The following is a 17,086-nucleotide window of genomic DNA, read 5'->3' as shown; positions in this document are numbered from 1 at the left end:
AAACGTATGAATTTACATGTACTGACATTACAACTGCCCTTATCTTTGCTAGCAAATGAAAAATACATAAAGTGATGACACATTTAAAAATCTTTTTATTGTTAATCGTTTGTGCGTTGTCCGTTTTGGATGGGAAAGCACAGACTGGTATAGCGCTTACTGACGAACTTAACGGCAAGCGGATCGGAGTAATAGGTGACAGCTATGTGAGAAATCATAAAGAGCCGTTTGAGAACACATGGCATTATAAGTTTGCAAAGAAGCACGGTATGGAGTATTTTAATTATGGAAAGAATGGGAATAGCATAGCTTATTCCAGCCCGCGATGGGGAAAAGCGATGTATCTGCGATATGCGGAGATGGCGGATAGCCTCGATTATGTCATTGTCATTGGCGGACATAATGATGCATTTAAACTGGATTCTATCGGAGGTATTGATAACTTCAAGGATAAAATGGAAATTCTGTGCAAAGGCTTAGTCGAGAAATATCCGACAGCGAAAATCTTTTTCTTTACCCGCTGGAACTGCAAGAACTTTAAAGGAAGTGACTCGGAAAAAGTAGTGGATGCAATGATTGAAGTCTGCGGCAATTATAGTATTCCTATTTTTGATTGCGCAAGAAAAGGAAGCATCTATGCCGATAATGATACTTTCAGAAGAATCTATTTCCAGAAAAGCAAGAATAATACTGATACAGCGCATCTGAACAGTAAAGGACATGACCGTTTTCTAAAAGTTGCCGAGAGTTTTCTGCTGCAATATTAGTTTGGAAGAAAATAGTGTTATTTACTATGATGAATAAAAGAGTATTTTGCATTCAGTTGTTGGTATCAACCGTTTGGTTGGGCTATTAGGACTCTGGGAATGTTCGTATTATTTACGTAAAGCATTACGTGCCTTTTTCTCTGTTTGTTATCATTCACTAATGAGGGATTGATTTACTTTTGTCGTAATACTAATAGTATTAATCAAACGAACTATCAAACTAACTAACAGAAGAAAAACATGTACGGAAAAAATCTTAAATTAGTATTAATGGTAATGTTGCTACTTGTGAGTAAAGCCACTTTCTCTCAAGTAACAGAACGCGAACGTCCCAAAGAGTGGAGTCAACTGGTGAAAGGTGCCCGGTTTATGGATCGTTTTCTGCCGATGAAAGGCAATCAACTGTCATCCGACACATGGGGAACCTCCGATGTGCGTCCGCGTTATGTTGATAATGGTATTGAAGACCGTGTCTGGTCCTATTGGGGTGGAAATATCCGAAAAGGAGAAGACGGTAAATATCATCTGATGGTTTGCGGATGGCTGGAAGCCTCTCCTAAAGGACATATGGAGTGGAGAAATTCATGGGTGTTCAATACCGTGAGTGATAATCTGACCGGTCCGTTCAAACCGGTTAATATCATCGGAAAAGGACATAATCCGGAGATGTTTCAGGCAAAAGACGGGCGATATGTTTTGTATGTCATAGACGGACGTTATGTTGCGGATGATATCAACGGAAAATGGGAATATGGAAAATTCGACTTCAATGCGCGCGATCGTAGAATCATCGAAGGATTGTCCAATCTTTCGTTTGCCCAACGGGAAGACAGTTCATATGTAATGGTCTGTCGTGGCGGTGGAATCTGGATCAGCCGGGATGGTTTGTCGGAATATAACCAATTGACAGACCGTCGTGTTTATCCGGATGTGAAAGGACGGTTTGAAGACCCTGTCATCTGGCGCGATCATATCCAGTATCATCTGATTGTCAATGACTGGTTGGGCCGTATTGCCTTTTATCTTCGTTCAAAGGACGGAGTCAATTGGGTTACTGATCCGGGAGAGGCCTACATGCCGGGAGTTGCCGTACACGAGGACGGACATTCTGAAGGCTGGTTCAAGTATGAACGTCTGAAAATGTATCAAGATAAGTATGGCCGTGCTATTCAGGCTAATTTTGCGGTCATTGATACTTTGAAACATGAAGATAAGCCATTTGATAATCACAGTTCAAAGAATATCAGTATTCCATTGAATCCGGGACTATTGCTGACAGTGTTGAATGATAAGCCCATTACCGCTGGAACGAAAACTATCCGGCTGAAAGTACAGGCAGAAGAAGGTTTTCATCCACAAACCGATATGGATATCAGCTCTTTGCGTTTTGGCGCTTCCGAAGAAGTGAATTATGGCAGAGGAAGTAAAGTATTGAAAACAGAGAATGATGGAAATGACCTGATCATTACTTTCGACGGAAAAGGAAATGGGATTACAGAGAAAGAATTTGCTCCTAAATTGATAGGCAGATATAAAAACGGAAAGATGCTTTACGGATATGCGCGTTTGCCGTATGTTGATTATGTGGAACCGATTCTTTCTGCACGTGCCCCTGTATTCTCTGAATCGCAAAAAGGCTGGAACGGGAATATTGAAGTACAGAACTTCGGACAAGTTAGCTCACAAAAGGCTTCGGTCAAGATAGAGTATAAGAAAGAAGGCAAAATGGTCAAAGTGGCTTCTGCTGCCGTACCTGCTTTGAAACCCTATGAAAAAGCTGACATCCGCTTTGCGACAAAGGCTGATTTTGAAAAAGGTGAGGACTATAACTTCCTTGTGACTATTTATTCCGGCAAGAAAGTTCTCTCTACTTTCCGTTTGAATCGGAAGGTAGTTGAATAATTGAAAGACTAACAATTGAAAGATTACCATGAAAAAGAAGATCACATTTTTATTGATGTTTGTACTGTCGTTGTCAATGGTTTCAGCACAAGGTACTTTCCGGTTTGGGACATCTGCAACACCCGAAGGCAAAACTCTTCTGGTGGATAGCAAGGGGCTTATCCTTGACGGCAAGCATATCATTCCCGTCATGGGCGAGATTCACTATTCCCGCGTACCGGAGTCGGAATGGCGCCGGGAAATCCGCAAAATGAAGGCCGGTGGTATCAATATCATTTCTACATATATCTTCTGGATTCACCATGAACCGGAAGAGGGAAAATGGAACTGGAGCGGCAATCATAACCTGCGCCGCTTCGTCCGGATTTGTGCAGAAGAAAATGTGATGCTGGTGTTGCGTCTTGGTCCTTTCTGTCATGGGGAAGTGTATCAAGGCGGAATTCCTTCATGGGTACATGAGAAAGCCGGGCAGAATCCTAAGTATAAGATACGTGCCCGTACTCCCGGATTCCTTGAAGATTGTACGGAGCTTTATAATACTATTTTTGCTCAGGTTAACGGACTTTTGTGGAAAGATGGCGGTCCTGTGGTCGGCGTGCAGATCGAGAACGAAAGTCGCGGTCCTTGGGATTATCTGGAGGCATTGAAAAATATTGCTGTGAAGGCGGGATTTGATGTCCCGTTCTATACACGTACCGGTTGGCCTGCGCTTCGGGGAAAAGAGGTTTTCGGGCAGCTGTTGCCGCTTTATGGTGACTATGCCGACGGATTCTGGGACCGGAAACTGGAGGATATGCCGGGCAGTTATGCCGATGCTTTCATTATGAGAGACAAACGTATGAGTAGTGCTATTGCCACAGAGACATTCTCTAAAGAGGAATTGTCGGAAGATTCCCCCTCTCTCAGTTCAAAATTGTCATATCCCTATTTTACTTGTGAGTTGGGCGGTGGTATGATGCCGGCGTATCATCGTCGGATAAATATCAATGGAAAGGAGCTTAAACCGCTGGTTATATGCAAGCTGGGTAGTGGCTCCAATCTTCCGGGATACTATATGTATCACGGTGGCACCAATCCATACAATCCTCTTCACACTATGGGAGAAACGCAAGCCTCTCCGGGTACTAATCATAATGACCTGCCTCATATGACCTATGATTTTCAGGCTCCTCTTGGCGAAGTGGGACAAGTATTCGAGACTCCCTTTCATGAAGGACGTTTTATCCATCAGATGTTGACAGACTGGGGCAGTGAACTCTTGCAGATGAATGTTGACTCATTAAGCAGGCATTATGCTCGCCGGGGTGCTTTCGAATTCTATAATGACTATGTGCGTATCAAGAATGAGAGCGGGACGTCCCATGTCACTTTTAAAGACTATCGGACTGGGGGTGCAACCATTGACTGGACTACTGTAGAACCATTCTGCAAAGTGGATGACCTTATCTATTTCATCGAAATCAGGGGTAAAAAGCCTCAAATCTCCGTTGACGGCAAGGTCTATACTTGTAAACTTAACAAGCAGCAGAAGGCGGGCAAGCTCAATGTCTGTGTGCTCTCATACGAAAAGGCAAAGACTGCCTATAAAATTGACGGTAAACTGCTTTATGCCAAGAATGGCGGTATTCTGTATAAGAGTGATTCATGCATCGTGGAGGAGGTCTGGACAAAGTCTCCTGTCATTGCCGCCACAGTCACGGAAGTGAAAAAAGCGGATGCTCCCCGTGTTGTCCCCATGGGTCGTCAGGCAGTGGCTGCGCAACCTGTAGAAGAGGACTTTGCAAAAGCTGCGGTATACACTATTAACTATGATACATCTGGAATAAATAATTATGATAATCTTTTTCTCCGTATAAATTATCGGGGTGATGTGGCCCGTGTGTATGCTGACGGCAGGCTTGTAGCAGATAACTTCTGGAATGGAAAGGAGATGTGGGTCCGTATGGCAGATCTCGTCGGCAAAAAGGTGGAACTAAAGATTTTACCTTTACGTAAAGATGCCCCTGTCTACTTTCAGAAAGAACAAAAAGCTATGATTGAGGCGGCCAAAGGTGACTATATGCTTGGGCTCGATTCGGTAGAAGTTATTGAGCGTCATACACTGGAGTTTAATGATGCTTTTTAATGTCACTTGTCACTTTGTAGAACTAACCGGTTCATTATCAATGAAAAACGGGTGACAATAGATGGTGATAATAGGGTGATAATAGAATAGTAACCTCTTTTCTGTTATCACCCTTATTGTATCTTTTACTGATTTAATCTACTGATTATTAGGCTTTAAATACACCACCCGGTTCCCATATCCGCGAGTGTTAAGAACTCCGTTTTCTACCAGAAGATTCAATTCCCGTAGTGCTTTTCCCTTCAATAAACCCGTAATCTGAGAGTATTCTCTTCGAGTGATGAAGTGATTCTTTGCTAAAAAGGCTTCCAGTCGGGAACGGCGTGTCTCTTCCGGCAAGTTCGATGATTCTTGAAATCCGAATTTGGCACGGGTCACCGTCCCCGAACTGCGTCGGCGAAACCAGGGAGTGGCTCTGAAATTTACGTTGTCGAAAGAGATAGAGACCGAACGGATCTCTTTCTTGTCCATCACCGGACGTGCTTTCAAACTAGAGGAGAAATATCCGATTTCTCCCAGTTTCACATGATACCCCTCACTTAAATAATAGGATACCTTCTCTTGAAAAGCTACCATGATACCTGCCAAATCTCCCTCGGTGAAAGAAGAGGCTTCGGCTATTTCACGAAATAACCGTTTGCTGTCAATGGTTCCTTTGGATACAATTCGGGGATACAGAGGCTGTACTTCTCCGTCTCCCTTTTCATTCGGTTTTCGCCGAAAGTCATAATCTGCTGCCATAGCGTCACTTGTTTTTTGTTGGTTAATAGGATTGTTACTCAATTGATACCGCGTGTGTTAGTACAAACACTAGTAACCTTAACATGTAGACAAGGCTCGACTAATATATTTTGTCTGTTTCACGTTTTCGTTCCACGTACGTGAACCGTTCGGACTATGTACGTGAACCCAATAGTTCACATACGTGGACCGATGGGACCATGTACGTAAAACGATTTCTTATCACTACAAAGATACATTAATCTAAGCTTCTAAACAACTTAATGAACGTTTTATTTACTATTAATTCAAGGAGCTTCCAGAAGAATGGAAAGGCGGATAAATATTCTGTAATAATAATGAATAGAAAGGTTGTTTGCTGTCTGTTTTATGCCTACCTTTGAGGGATATACATAAATATTAAAGAAAAGTAATGAAGATAACACAGATCAGGGAGAAAGATGGAGTCGAAGCATTAAGTGTATTAGATTTTAACTTGTTGATAGAGAAGATAAAAACAGAGATTAAGACCCGTCCGGTGACCGGATTGCGCCAAGCCCTGCATTTTGTTTTACCCGGAGAATCTTGCAGTTTTGCCGGAAAACTTCCCAAAGTAATACCCGCTGCCGTTTTCGGACGTGTAAATGGCGTGAAGCGAATGAAAGTATATAATGGCATCGTGGAACTGACCGTAGGTCCGTTGGCGGGAAAAGTAGAAGTGGATCTGGTCAAGAAAAAAGCGGCTGAATTGCCGCAGACCATGTTTGCATACATGGGGGCGAGTGGAAATTCCGTGAAGATATGGACTCTTTTTACCCGTCCGGACGGTACGTTGCCGCAGACGCAGGAAGAAGCTGAAATTTTTCAGGCACATGCGTATCGTTTGGCGGTGAAATGCTATCAGCCGCAAATCCCCTTTGATATTCAGTTGAAAGAGCCGGTTTTGGAGCAATATTCACGGCTGAGTCACGATCCCGAACCTTTCTATCGGGAAAATTCCGTGCCGTTTTATCTTTCTCAGCCTTTCGGGATGCCGAAAGAAATGAATTATCAGGAGAAGCTGACCCCGGAAAAGTCTCCGTTGAATCGTGCCGTTCCGGGATATGATACGGAAGATGCGCTGGCATTGATGTATGAGGCTGCCTTGCGAAAGACTTTTCAGTCGATGGAAGAGGGGTGGAGGCGGAATGATGATTTGCAGCCCCTGGTAGTCCGGTTGGCGGAAAATTGTTTCCTTTCCGGTATTCCGGAAGAGGAAGTGGTGAGGAGGACCATTCATCGGTATTATCATTCGAAGCAGGCTGTGCTGGTTCGCGAGATGATAGGCAATGTGTATCAGGAATGCAAAGGCTTCGGCAAGAAAAACGGGCTGACAAAAGAGCAATATCTCAATATGCAGACAGAGGAGTTTATGAACCGTCGTTATGAATTCCGCTACAATACACAGATAGGTGAAGTGGAATACCGGGAACGATGCTCGTTTTATTTTCGTTTCCGTCCGTTGGATAAACGGGCGCAGAATAGTATTCTGCTGGATGCGCAAAGTGAGGGTATTGCGGTGTGGGACCGGGATGTGGACCGTTATCTGCATTCAAACCGAGTATCTGTTTATAATCCATTGGAAGAATTTATTTTTCATCTTCCTAATTGGGATAAAAAAGACCGCATTACGGAACTGGCAGACCGTGTGCCATGTGCTAATCCGCATTGGACGATGCTTTTCCATCGCTGGTTCCTCAACATGGTAGCTCATTGGCGTGGGTATGACAATAAACATTTGCACATAATACTACCATTTATTATCTTTGTACTATATTAAAATAGCCAAGATTTATGAGAGGTGCAATTTACAGTAGAGTATCTACAGAAATACAAGATTATGGTAAGCAAACGGATGAATTGAAGGATTATGCTGCCCGTAATAATATTGAGGTAAAATATATTTTTGAAGAGAAAGTTTCTGGTTTTAAAGATGATAGAACAGAATTTAAGAAACTAGAGAAATTAACTAAAAATGATATTGATATTATTTTAGTGTGGGAATTATCCAGGCTTTCTCGAAGGTCTATCTTCATTCAGCAAACGGTGAAGAATTTCGCTAATAAGGGAATCTGTATCTTTACTAAAAAAGAAGGTCTCTATACTTTGAATGATGACGGCACGGAAAATAAGAACGCAATGTTTACCATTGGAGTAATATCAATGATAGCAGAGCAAGAAATAGAGACTTTGAAAGAACGAACAATTTCCAGTAAAAGAAGATATATTCTAAAAGAAGGTCATAGTTATACTCCTATAGCTCCCTATGGCTATAATTATAATTCGATAACAAAACAATTAACAATAAATGAAGATGAAGCAAAAGTTGTTAGAAGAATGTATCAACTATCTATAGACGGAGTATCAACCAATAGGATTAGTAAGATTTTAACTAGTGAGGGTATAAAAACAAAGAAGGGCAATCCTAATTGGAGTTTAGCAACAGTAAGAGATATATTGCATAATCCTGTATATAAAGGAGTGCCGAAATATACAATGACTATTAGAAATAAAAAAGTTGTTGAGTTAGTTTCAGCACCACCAATAGTAAGTGAAGAAGTATTTGAACAATCTGAAAAGGAATTGACTGAAAGAAGGAATAGAAGTAAGTCTGAAATGGTTAATAAACCATTGTTAAGAGCATTGATATTTTGTACAGATTGTGGTAGAAGGTATATATGCAACAGTGGTAGAAATATATATGCCTGCCAAACGAGGTTTGATAACATTAGAGCTAATTATGTTGCAGATTGTCATAGTGCAGGTATTAGTGCAACCAATATTGAACCTATAATTTGGAATTTAGTTGAGAGACTATTTAAGAGTACTATTGCATCCAGCAAGGCACAAGAACGGATTGAACCCTATCAAGAGCAATTATCTAAATTGTCAGAGTCGAAAAACAATTTTGAGATGCAAAGAGATAAAATCAATAAAGATGCAGCTAAGCTATTTGATACCCTTCTTTTAATTAGAGACACTAACCCTACAGTGTTTACTAGCAAAATGGAGGATTTTAACAAAATGAGTACGGAAGCTAACAATTATCAAAAAGAAATAGACATTATTGAAAGTAAAAAACAGGCAATTCAAAGAAGGATAAAAGCCATTGAGGAAATTAAAGACATAGATATTACGGATGAATCGGAAAAATATGACATACTTCATAAAGTAATTGAAGCTATCAAGATTTATTCCGTAAAAACGAATCAAAAGGTATTCACAGTATTATTTGCCAGTGGGCTTGAATATAATGTTCTTTATAATGTGAACAAACCCAAGTTTAGAATAGAATACGCTTTTGCCAGTGACGAAACTATTACTTTTAATAAGAAAGATAAATTGTTGATAAACAAGCTCCATTCTTCTGTAAGGGATATATTGCCTGATTTTTCTATAACTGCTGGAAATAATGATATGTTTGATAATGATGTATGTGGTGACTATAGTTTTCAAGAAGTGTGGGATTTACTAGAAAAATACAATAAAACAGAAGTCCTTAGAGAGTGGAAACCAGACTACACAAAGAGAACAATCAATAGGAGAAGCAAAAAGTAACAATCTTTTAATGTACATACTTCTTATCGGTTTGATATTCAGTAATCACACTTTATTAATACTTCTAGTCGATTTTTTCAGTTTGTGGTACTAGTATTAGGTCACTCCCTAAAAACTTAGTATCTTTGTATCAATATATTACAAATAGTATATAAGATAGCACAGGCACAAAAGATACACTATTTTATCACCATTTTTATTATAAAACAGTACCATGCAAACATTCACCTATGAAGAAATCAGAGAAAAAGCACTAAAGCAAGGAGTTACAGATAACAGGCTTAGAGTTGGCTTATGGGCTAGCTCAAATGGCTATATTAAAAGCAAAAGGAAGATACAGGGAAAAGTTATCACGGTCTATTCGATACCCCAAATGCAATTTAACTAAGATTTATATGAAGTGTCAGATTCTCGTTTTTCAAAGTGTCAGATACTCAAGGATAATATACTAATACAAAATATACTAATATCCATAGGGGTACACCCCGTTTTTCGTATTTTATATATGATACTACACAAACCAACAGGAATAATTTTTAAGAATAGAAAAGAAGCTAAGATATTTTTTGGTACTTCACGATACAGGAAGATAGAAAAAGAAAAACAGGAGATTGTTTTGATTGATAACCACGACTTCATAGCTACTGATGAAATATATAACGGTAAACAAAGACCTGATACGTATTCCTCAAAGTAAAAGTGCCAATATGGAAGCATTATTACTTTATTATATACGGACTAAATGCAATAAAGAATGTGCTTCCGCTATTGGCGAGAAAAAGATGCAAGAAGAACTAAATTTATCTGAAAGTACAGTTGAGGGCTATATTGGCAAATTGAAAGAATATAAATCAATATTATCCATAAAAACTTTGAATCCCAATAATGAAGAGGATAAAAAAGAAATTGATAAAGCTCTTGGTGTACCTTATGAGGGAGATAAACGGAAAAAGAATTTATACTATTTCCATGAACCACAAAGATTCTACTTTTTAAATCCACAGTTTATATACAGGACAGATATTGAGAACGAGATAAAAGGCTTTTTAATTCGTCTTGCTTGTTTATGTGACATAGGTACTACTAAGATTTATACTCCTATTTGCAGAAAGGAGAAAGCAAATATAAAGTCCATAGCAGAAGAGTTAAAGATGTGCAGGGAGAAAGTTAAAAGTTTATTGAGTAGGTGTGAGAATTTAGGATTAATAAGAGCTATACCACGTGGGTATATCATTTTAGAAGATTCCTTTCTACTTAATCTCAATGGTACATTAGAAGATAGGGTATATAATAGTATATATAAGTATTGTTTAGAAAAAGAAGTAGTACCACCGAATAGATATGAATTTAGTAGCAAAGGTAATCCAATGGAATGTGACGGGCTTCTAATGTGTGCTCCTTATATATTTGACAGGTGGAATATATATAATGCAAAAGCAGTAAGATGTAAAGAATATCCCCCTTTAATGTTTGAAGCTTATATAAACGCTATTCTTTTACCCATGAGATTTCCAACACTTCCAGAAGAACCACATTGGGAGTATTTTAAAAAAGTATTTTTAAACATAAATACAAAGGCAAGAAAGCCACAAATAGTAGAGATGTGTATAAACAATGAAAGTGAATATCCGTTTATAGCAGCTAGAAGTATTTATCCCGAAAAGTTACAAAAATCAGCAGTTTGGGATTGTGACGATTGAACCTAGTTTATTAGAAAACTCGATAAATGAAGTATAGGAAAAGATGCTTACTAAGGTCAAATAAGCTCATTATAGAGACTTTGACGAATAAATTAGTCTACTCCCAACTAAAAACAAAAATAGCCGCAAGCGAGTACACTTACAAATGTGCTCAACTGCGGCTTTTTTTGTGGAACTTCTAAATTCCTGTCTAATACAAGGGATATAGCAGTTCGCAATTTTAAATATGGGAGTTAATTTTCCCAATGGAAGTGTGGGAAAATGCAACTATGACCTGTTTGATTTACATATAATTCAAGGAGTTGAATCATTGTCAAACAGGTAGTTCTTGATTTTTAAGAATACTCAAAGTTACTCATAATAAACAAGGTAAAAAAATAAGCAATGCTCATTCTTTGATATTACTACTTAGTGTATCTTTATATAGTAGTATAATACTCTCCTTTCTATTATAGTGCATAGTAATACATAGGCACGCAATAAAGTATAGGTACTTATATATAATCCCCCCTACCTATAAAAATAGGAGCTTAAATATATATCAGCTTATTTCTCCTATGATTTACTGAATTGAAAGTTACGTACGAATGAGTAGAGTAGTTCTAACGTCCCCCGAGGGTAGTTGGATAGAAAACGAAATATATTTCAATCCACGTAATCAATTTATAAATCATTTAAAATTTTATTCGTTATGAGAAATCTACAAATTATTGGCAATGTGCCACAGGTAAGAAGAGAAAGTAACTTTGGTGAGTATGCAGAAGAAGCGGTAATAATCGAAGAACAACCAAAAGTTAAAAAAGAGAATCCTCATTTCTTGGAAGCTAATACGCTAGAGGTAACAATGCAACATTTAAAAGAAGATTGTATTACACCCGTATTCGCCAAAGATAATGAGCTTACAATTCCTCATCCTGCATTTATTGATACTGTTTATGACGCTGCAAATACGTTTTTCAGTGGTGAAAGCATTGATAAGCCCGATATTCGTGTAAGTCACATTATCAAGGGGAGAATACCCGAAGCAATACACAAACCTGCAAATCAACTTCTTGAAAGTGATAAGACTATCTACTACGAAAGATGTGCTTTTATTATTCAGATTCCTACGATTTACGAAACGGTGAACGGAAATAAGCTAACTCTTACTATTGGTGGTGTGAGAGCTTATAATCACACAAATCTGTATTCAAAGAAAGGAGCAGAAAGGTTTAAGGTATTTATTGGCTTTACTTGTAAAGTTTGTACAAACTTGTGTGTATCAACAGACGGTTTTCTTAGTTGCTTGGAAGTTACTAATACCAAAGATTTATATCGGGCTGTATTGGAAATGTTTCAGAGTTACCAACCTGCAAAACATCTACACTTAATGCGAACACTTAGTAACTCATATCTCACAGAACATCAATTTTGCCAATTACTTGGTAGAATGAGACTTTATCAATCATTGCCACAAGGTTATCAGAAAGATATTCCTAAAATGCTCATCACTGATTCGCAAATAAATACAGTTGCAAAAGCATATATCAATGATAAGAACTTTGGGAGCTTGGGGAATGACATAAGTATGTGGAAATTGTATAATCTATTGACAGGAGCAAACAAGAGCAGTTATATAGATTCATTCTTGGATAGAGCGGTAAATGCAACCGAAATAGCAACGGGAATAAATGCCGCTTTGCATGGAGACACTAAATATAAGTGGTTTATTGATTGATTAAACAGGGGAATATTCAGAAATGGGTATTCTCCTATTTTATTAACTACGTAAAACAAAAAATCATGTTTTATTATAAGATACTTGTTTGGCTCTTTTGGGTGGTATTGTCTTTTATAACAGGTTGTGTTCCGTTAATCCTACTTATTCTTTTAGTTGGCTTATGGGATATTGAGGAAGCGAATAAACCTCGTTAGTGTTCAAAACAGGAATGTGTTCAAATAAATCTGCAAAGTTGGTTTGAACACATTCTTTCATGTTATCAATTTAATCAAAGAATAAAATGAAAACAGCCGTAATATACGCTCGTGTTTCGTCAAGTAATGACAGACAGGACACGAGCAGACAAATAGAGGATTTAAAGAAATATGCTATCTCACAGGATATAGAAATTGTGAATATATTCCAGGAGCATATTTCAGGTGCAAAGAGAATTGAGGAAAGACAGATTTTAGGGGAATGTTTAGAATACTGTAAACGTGAATCTGTGAATATTCTACTTTTGTCTGAATTGTCAAGACTAGGGAGAAGTACATTACAGGTTCTTCGCTCTTTGGATATATTGCATGAATCGAAAGTATCGGTTTACATACAGAACTTGGGCTTATATACTTTGCAACCAAATGGGGAAGTTAATCCAATAGCGTCTATCATGGTGACAGTACTTGCAGAAATGGCAAATATCGAAAGAAGCAATATCCAATACCGTTTGAATAGTGGTAGAGCGAATTATATTGCCAAAGGTGGTAAACTTGGCAGAAAGACAGGTTCAACCAAAACGGATGATAAGAAAAAAGAAGAATATAAAGAAGTCATAGCTTTACTAAAGAAAGGCTATTCAATCAGAAATATAGCTAAGCTACAAAGTATTGGTATTTCCACCGTTCAACGGATAAAAAATCAGTTTATAAAGCCATAAGCATAAAATATCGGTAGGGTGGAAAAATTCAGAAATTTAGTTTTTATATGGGGAGTTTTGAATTTTTCCACTACCATAAATTTATAAAGCAGAAATAGCCCTCAACTTTTAATAAACAATAGTTCTTGCTATTACAAACGCTTTTCGTAACTTTGTACCAATTTCAGATACCTAATGTGTTGGGGCTGAAAGGACATATTAGTTAACGAAGAGCGTTTAAGATATTATCTCATATTGGAATCTGGACAATTTCGAAGGTTGAAGATAATAGGCAAGAACGCTCACGTCAATGTTATATACCTATCTTGTTAAGATAGTCTATATATCGTTTGGCGTGGGCTATTGTTTATTATTCAACCTTGGGCAGTCCAGAGCCTCAATATGATAATATTCAATAGTTCCCACGCTTTTTTCATTGTGTAATACTATCCAAAGGGAACAGGGTAGATAAACGATATATAACTACGAATCAGACATTAAGAAACAACTTTTGCTACTATCTTTTAAGTAGCCAACTCATTTTTTGAGCAGCTTATACTACAAATTAAATTATTAATCAAAAAATAAAAAGCAATATGAAAAAACTATTTATTGGATTATCCTTTATATTTTCGTTTATACTATTTTCCTGTAATAACATCCAAAGTAATCAAAGAGTAGATGATAAGGAAGAACAAAAACAAACGACAACAAAAGAAGAAGTGCGTAATAATATAGCAAAATATCTTGTGATTGAACGTGAAGAGCCTCAGCCTGTTGGAAGCGCAGTAAGATTGAACAACAAGAAAGAGAATGTTTTTCAAGCTACTTTTTTTGATATTTCCGTTTTCTCTGCATTGTTAGCACAATGGGGAGTTAAACCACCCACATATTGGGTTTTGAAGAATTATTCGGATTTTACTATAGATAAGGTTGTCATGGAATATGTTGATACAGAAGGAAATGTACAAGTATTGACCGAAACTTTTTTAGCAGGAAATACCAAAAGGCAGTTGATTGATGTAAACAAAGGTGGAAAGCCATACATAATTACTATAAAAAGTAAAGCTCTAGATTTATAAATACAAGACAATATGGAAAGAAAAATAGTATTAGCAATATTTGCACCTGCACTTGTTGCATTGGCAATGAGAATAGCACTTTTTGTATTGGCACTTCCTATTTTTGGTATTGCGTTTATAGAACCATCTTTTCAATATGATGCAGAAGAACTTGCGGGATTCAATATGTTTATATGGGATGAATCATGGCTATACTGGATATTGGTTTTATTGGGAACATTCTATGTTGAAATGAAAATTTTTAATGATTAATTCGTTCTTTATATGGTAAAATATATATTTTTATTTGTCTTTGCACTATTTACGAATATTGGAATAATGGCTCAATCTCCACAGTCCCCTAAAAGAACTGTCTTAGATTTTACGCCTAAAGTTCCGCAAGAAGTCATTAACCTTGCATTGGAAAGAGTTAAACAGAAAGAAGTTGCTTGTTTTAATAATGGAGCAATTCAAAAAAAGAAGTATAAGATTATAAATTATACTACTTCAGTAGCTGTTGATATGAAATATAATGTTTGGGTAGAAGTCGTTGACCCTTGTAATGATATTGCTAAGAAACTTTGGATTCAATATAAAAAAATTAAGGAGGGACAGTACGTTTGCACAAAAGATACTTTTTATACTAGTAAATATTAACTAAATCTTATGGGAGTAGTAATAGGAATTGTAATTTATGCAATAATAGCATATATTACCTGTCCACGTAAAGAAAATGGGAGTTTTGAAGAGGGTGCGGTAGTAATGTATATTATCGTTCCTGTTGTGGTTTTGGCGATTTATCTTATATGTAATAATTGATATTTTATAGAGAATGGTATTCTTCATGAAGAATATATATGCGATTTACATATTACTATTAATGCTATTACTATCTTGTACTAGTAAAAAGGATAGTAATATACAGGCTACTATTGCTAGCTTATCTATATATGATAATCATCCTACTTTGGATATATCAGAAGCTAAGCATTTGCAATGGGTAGATTCTGTATTAAGAGTAAAAGGTGTGAAACTGATTGATTACAGAAATAGGATATACCAATACGATGATACAAGGTTTTATTGGAATAGGACTTTTGATTATTTCTTGATATATCCCTCTAACTTTACACATGGAGAAGAATCAGATTTAAGTAATGGCAATCATTTCGTAAATGAAGATAGTACAATCTGTTTGAATGTGTATGCTACTTACTTCGATGTTTTTAAAGATGATTATTCGCTTCGTGAATGGTTCGATATGATGATTGATTCAGAAGTAGAACAAGGCAATAGAATTATCAAGAAAGATATTACAGACTATAGTTATACTATTGAAGGCAATACTAAGAGTGGTAGATGTTTTTTCTGTAAAGCTATTTGTAAAAAGGCTTATGAACGTGAGGTTATCATAACAGTGAAGTTGGAATATACAGATTCAAGAAAGGAAGAAGTGAAAACCATTATTTGTTTGTATAATAATGATAAATTTATTCGCATTAATTTAGATAAGAGATGAAAATGACTAGAATAGTATTATTTGTATTAATTATAGTAGAATGCTTTGTACAAGGGATATTAACGTATTGGTGGTACAAATACAAAAGTGGAGCATATTATAATTTAGTTATTAAAAAAAGTATGCTATACCATATATTATGTCAAACAGAGAATATATTACTAATAGTCATTGCTATAATACTATTCTATCTACTTATAAAACGGATGGTATATCAGATGAATACACATGGAAAGATACAAGTACAGAATGGACAAAATAGTTAGAATAGCTTTAGCAGAAATTATAATTTTTGTGTGCATTGATTACATACTAGGATTGCTAAGCAAAACACGAGTACTTCAATATTATTATATGAATATTAGATGTTGGCTCATAAATATAGAGAACATACTTTTATTGATAATTATAGCAACGCTATTTTGTCTACTTATAAAACGAATAAATACGAGGTTATGACAACAGAAGAACTTTTCGAGAAGTTTACTAGTAATTCCTTTACCGAGGAAGAATTATCAAGCTTGCATGAAAAATGCAAAAACATAAAGGGCTGGGATGTTCAAGAAGAACCTTATAGGCATATAAATCCAGCAAGTAAGGACAATTGGTTAAAAGATTGCCCTAAAAAACTAAGGGAAGAACTTGATAAATTATGGCAACTAGACTAACGGTATCTAAAACGGATTTAAAACAAATTGATTATGATAATAAATGCAATAAATGGAAATGGGAATAGACTGATTAGGGTCAATAAAGATACTAATAAAGATGCAGTTAAAGAGTTCTTAGTTACTACGTTAAGTCAATGTGATACAAACGGGCATTTTATCGAAACTCCTTATTCTGAATCTAAGCTACTAGATAAATATTTAGGGGAAGTAGTATTGAATATATATGTGACTAACCTATATCCAGAACCTATTGGAGAGTATATTCTTGATATACAAGATGATAATTTTGTAAGCCCCCGATAAAGTACCCGTATAAAAAAGAATCGCTATAGCAAATCGAACAAAGCTATAGTGATTCTGTATTTATATTCTTGTTTTTCGTTAGAGTATTATTAGAGTTCTTTGGAGT

Annotated in this window: 15 protein-coding genes and 1 pseudogene; 15 read left to right on the top strand and 1 reads right to left on the bottom strand. The window is 36.7% G+C overall.

All coding sequences use genetic code 11. The features are described from left to right. Window positions 1-74: 74 nt before the first annotated feature. From NBH01_RS23875 to NBH01_RS23865, 3 genes are all read left to right on the top strand, one after another. On the top strand, window positions 75-767 hold the full coding sequence (locus tag NBH01_RS23875; protein ID WP_008764375.1) for an SGNH/GDSL hydrolase family protein: 693 nt from the start codon (window positions 75-77) through the stop codon (window positions 765-767). Between the two features lie 240 nt (window positions 768-1,007). Further along, on the top strand, window positions 1,008-2,669 hold the full coding sequence (locus tag NBH01_RS23870; RefSeq protein WP_070750911.1) for a glycoside hydrolase family protein: 1,662 nt from the start codon (window positions 1,008-1,010) through the stop codon (window positions 2,667-2,669). Between the two features lie 28 nt (window positions 2,670-2,697). Beyond that, entirely contained in the window at window positions 2,698-4,794 is a 2,097-nt protein-coding gene (locus tag NBH01_RS23865; protein ID WP_008764377.1) for an exo-beta-1,4-galactosidase, read from the top strand. 138 nt (window positions 4,795-4,932) lie between these two features. Here the strand turns inward: NBH01_RS23865 and NBH01_RS23860 are convergent, their stop codons facing one another. After that, the gene (locus tag NBH01_RS23860; RefSeq protein WP_011109146.1) at window positions 4,933-5,535 is read right to left on the bottom strand and encodes an HU family DNA-binding protein; all 603 of its coding nucleotides are present in this window, start codon (window positions 5,533-5,535) and stop codon (window positions 4,933-4,935) included. A 412-nt stretch (window positions 5,536-5,947) separates the two neighbouring features. Here NBH01_RS23860 and NBH01_RS23855 point away from each other — a divergent pair. The 12 genes and pseudogenes from NBH01_RS23855 to NBH01_RS23800 form a co-directional block, all read left to right on the top strand. Beyond that, window positions 5,948-7,318, top strand: a pseudogene (locus tag NBH01_RS23855) (BT4734/BF3469 family protein); the annotation flags it as partial. Window positions 7,319-7,347: 29 nt separating this feature from the next. Continuing rightward, window positions 7,348-9,111 (top strand): recombinase family protein, encoded by a 1,764-nt coding sequence (locus NBH01_RS23850; RefSeq protein ID WP_004321960.1) that lies wholly within the window; start codon window positions 7,348-7,350, stop codon window positions 9,109-9,111. Between the two features lie 707 nt (window positions 9,112-9,818). Beyond that, window positions 9,819-10,811: a hypothetical protein gene (locus tag NBH01_RS23845; protein ID WP_151927807.1), complete on the top strand. Its 993-nt coding sequence runs from the start codon at window positions 9,819-9,821 to the stop codon at window positions 10,809-10,811. Between the two features lie 691 nt (window positions 10,812-11,502). Further along, window positions 11,503-12,528, top strand: a complete 1,026-nt coding sequence (locus NBH01_RS23840; RefSeq protein ID WP_004321954.1) for a DUF3871 family protein — start codon at window positions 11,503-11,505, stop codon at window positions 12,526-12,528. Between the two features lie 283 nt (window positions 12,529-12,811). Beyond that, the gene (locus NBH01_RS23835) at window positions 12,812-13,447 is read left to right on the top strand and encodes a recombinase family protein (protein WP_005678231.1); all 636 of its coding nucleotides are present in this window, start codon (window positions 12,812-12,814) and stop codon (window positions 13,445-13,447) included. Window positions 13,448-14,022: 575 nt separating this feature from the next. Further along, window positions 14,023-14,508, top strand: a complete 486-nt coding sequence (locus NBH01_RS23830) for a hypothetical protein (RefSeq protein ID WP_004321951.1) — start codon at window positions 14,023-14,025, stop codon at window positions 14,506-14,508. Between the two features lie 12 nt (window positions 14,509-14,520). Then, window positions 14,521-14,760 carry a hypothetical protein gene (locus NBH01_RS23825; protein WP_004321949.1) on the top strand — a complete coding sequence of 80 codons (240 nt, stop codon included), beginning with the start codon at window positions 14,521-14,523 and terminating at the stop codon, window positions 14,758-14,760. 12 nt (window positions 14,761-14,772) lie between these two features. Beyond that, a complete protein-coding gene (locus NBH01_RS23820; protein WP_004321947.1) occupies window positions 14,773-15,144 on the top strand; it encodes a hypothetical protein in 372 nt (123 codons plus the stop codon). Window positions 15,145-15,153: 9 nt separating this feature from the next. Beyond that, the gene (locus NBH01_RS23815) at window positions 15,154-15,306 is read left to right on the top strand and encodes a hypothetical protein (RefSeq protein WP_004321945.1); all 153 of its coding nucleotides are present in this window, start codon (window positions 15,154-15,156) and stop codon (window positions 15,304-15,306) included. Between the two features lie 25 nt (window positions 15,307-15,331). After that, window positions 15,332-16,006 (top strand): hypothetical protein, encoded by a 675-nt coding sequence (locus NBH01_RS23810; protein WP_004321943.1) that lies wholly within the window; start codon window positions 15,332-15,334, stop codon window positions 16,004-16,006. A gap of 455 nt (window positions 16,007-16,461) precedes the next feature. Further along, a complete protein-coding gene (locus tag NBH01_RS23805) occupies window positions 16,462-16,674 on the top strand; it encodes a hypothetical protein (RefSeq protein ID WP_225483579.1) in 213 nt (70 codons plus the stop codon). Window positions 16,675-16,707: 33 nt separating this feature from the next. Beyond that, window positions 16,708-16,980 carry a hypothetical protein gene (locus tag NBH01_RS23800; protein ID WP_250700338.1) on the top strand — a complete coding sequence of 91 codons (273 nt, stop codon included), beginning with the start codon at window positions 16,708-16,710 and terminating at the stop codon, window positions 16,978-16,980. Window positions 16,981-17,086: the final 106 nt, after the last annotated feature.

This window comes from Bacteroides sp. B1-V-101 (assembly GCF_023656585.1).
Lineage (GTDB): Bacteria > Bacteroidota > Bacteroidia > Bacteroidales > Bacteroidaceae > Bacteroides > Bacteroides thetaiotaomicron.
This window is presented reverse-complemented; position numbering and strand designations above follow the sequence as displayed.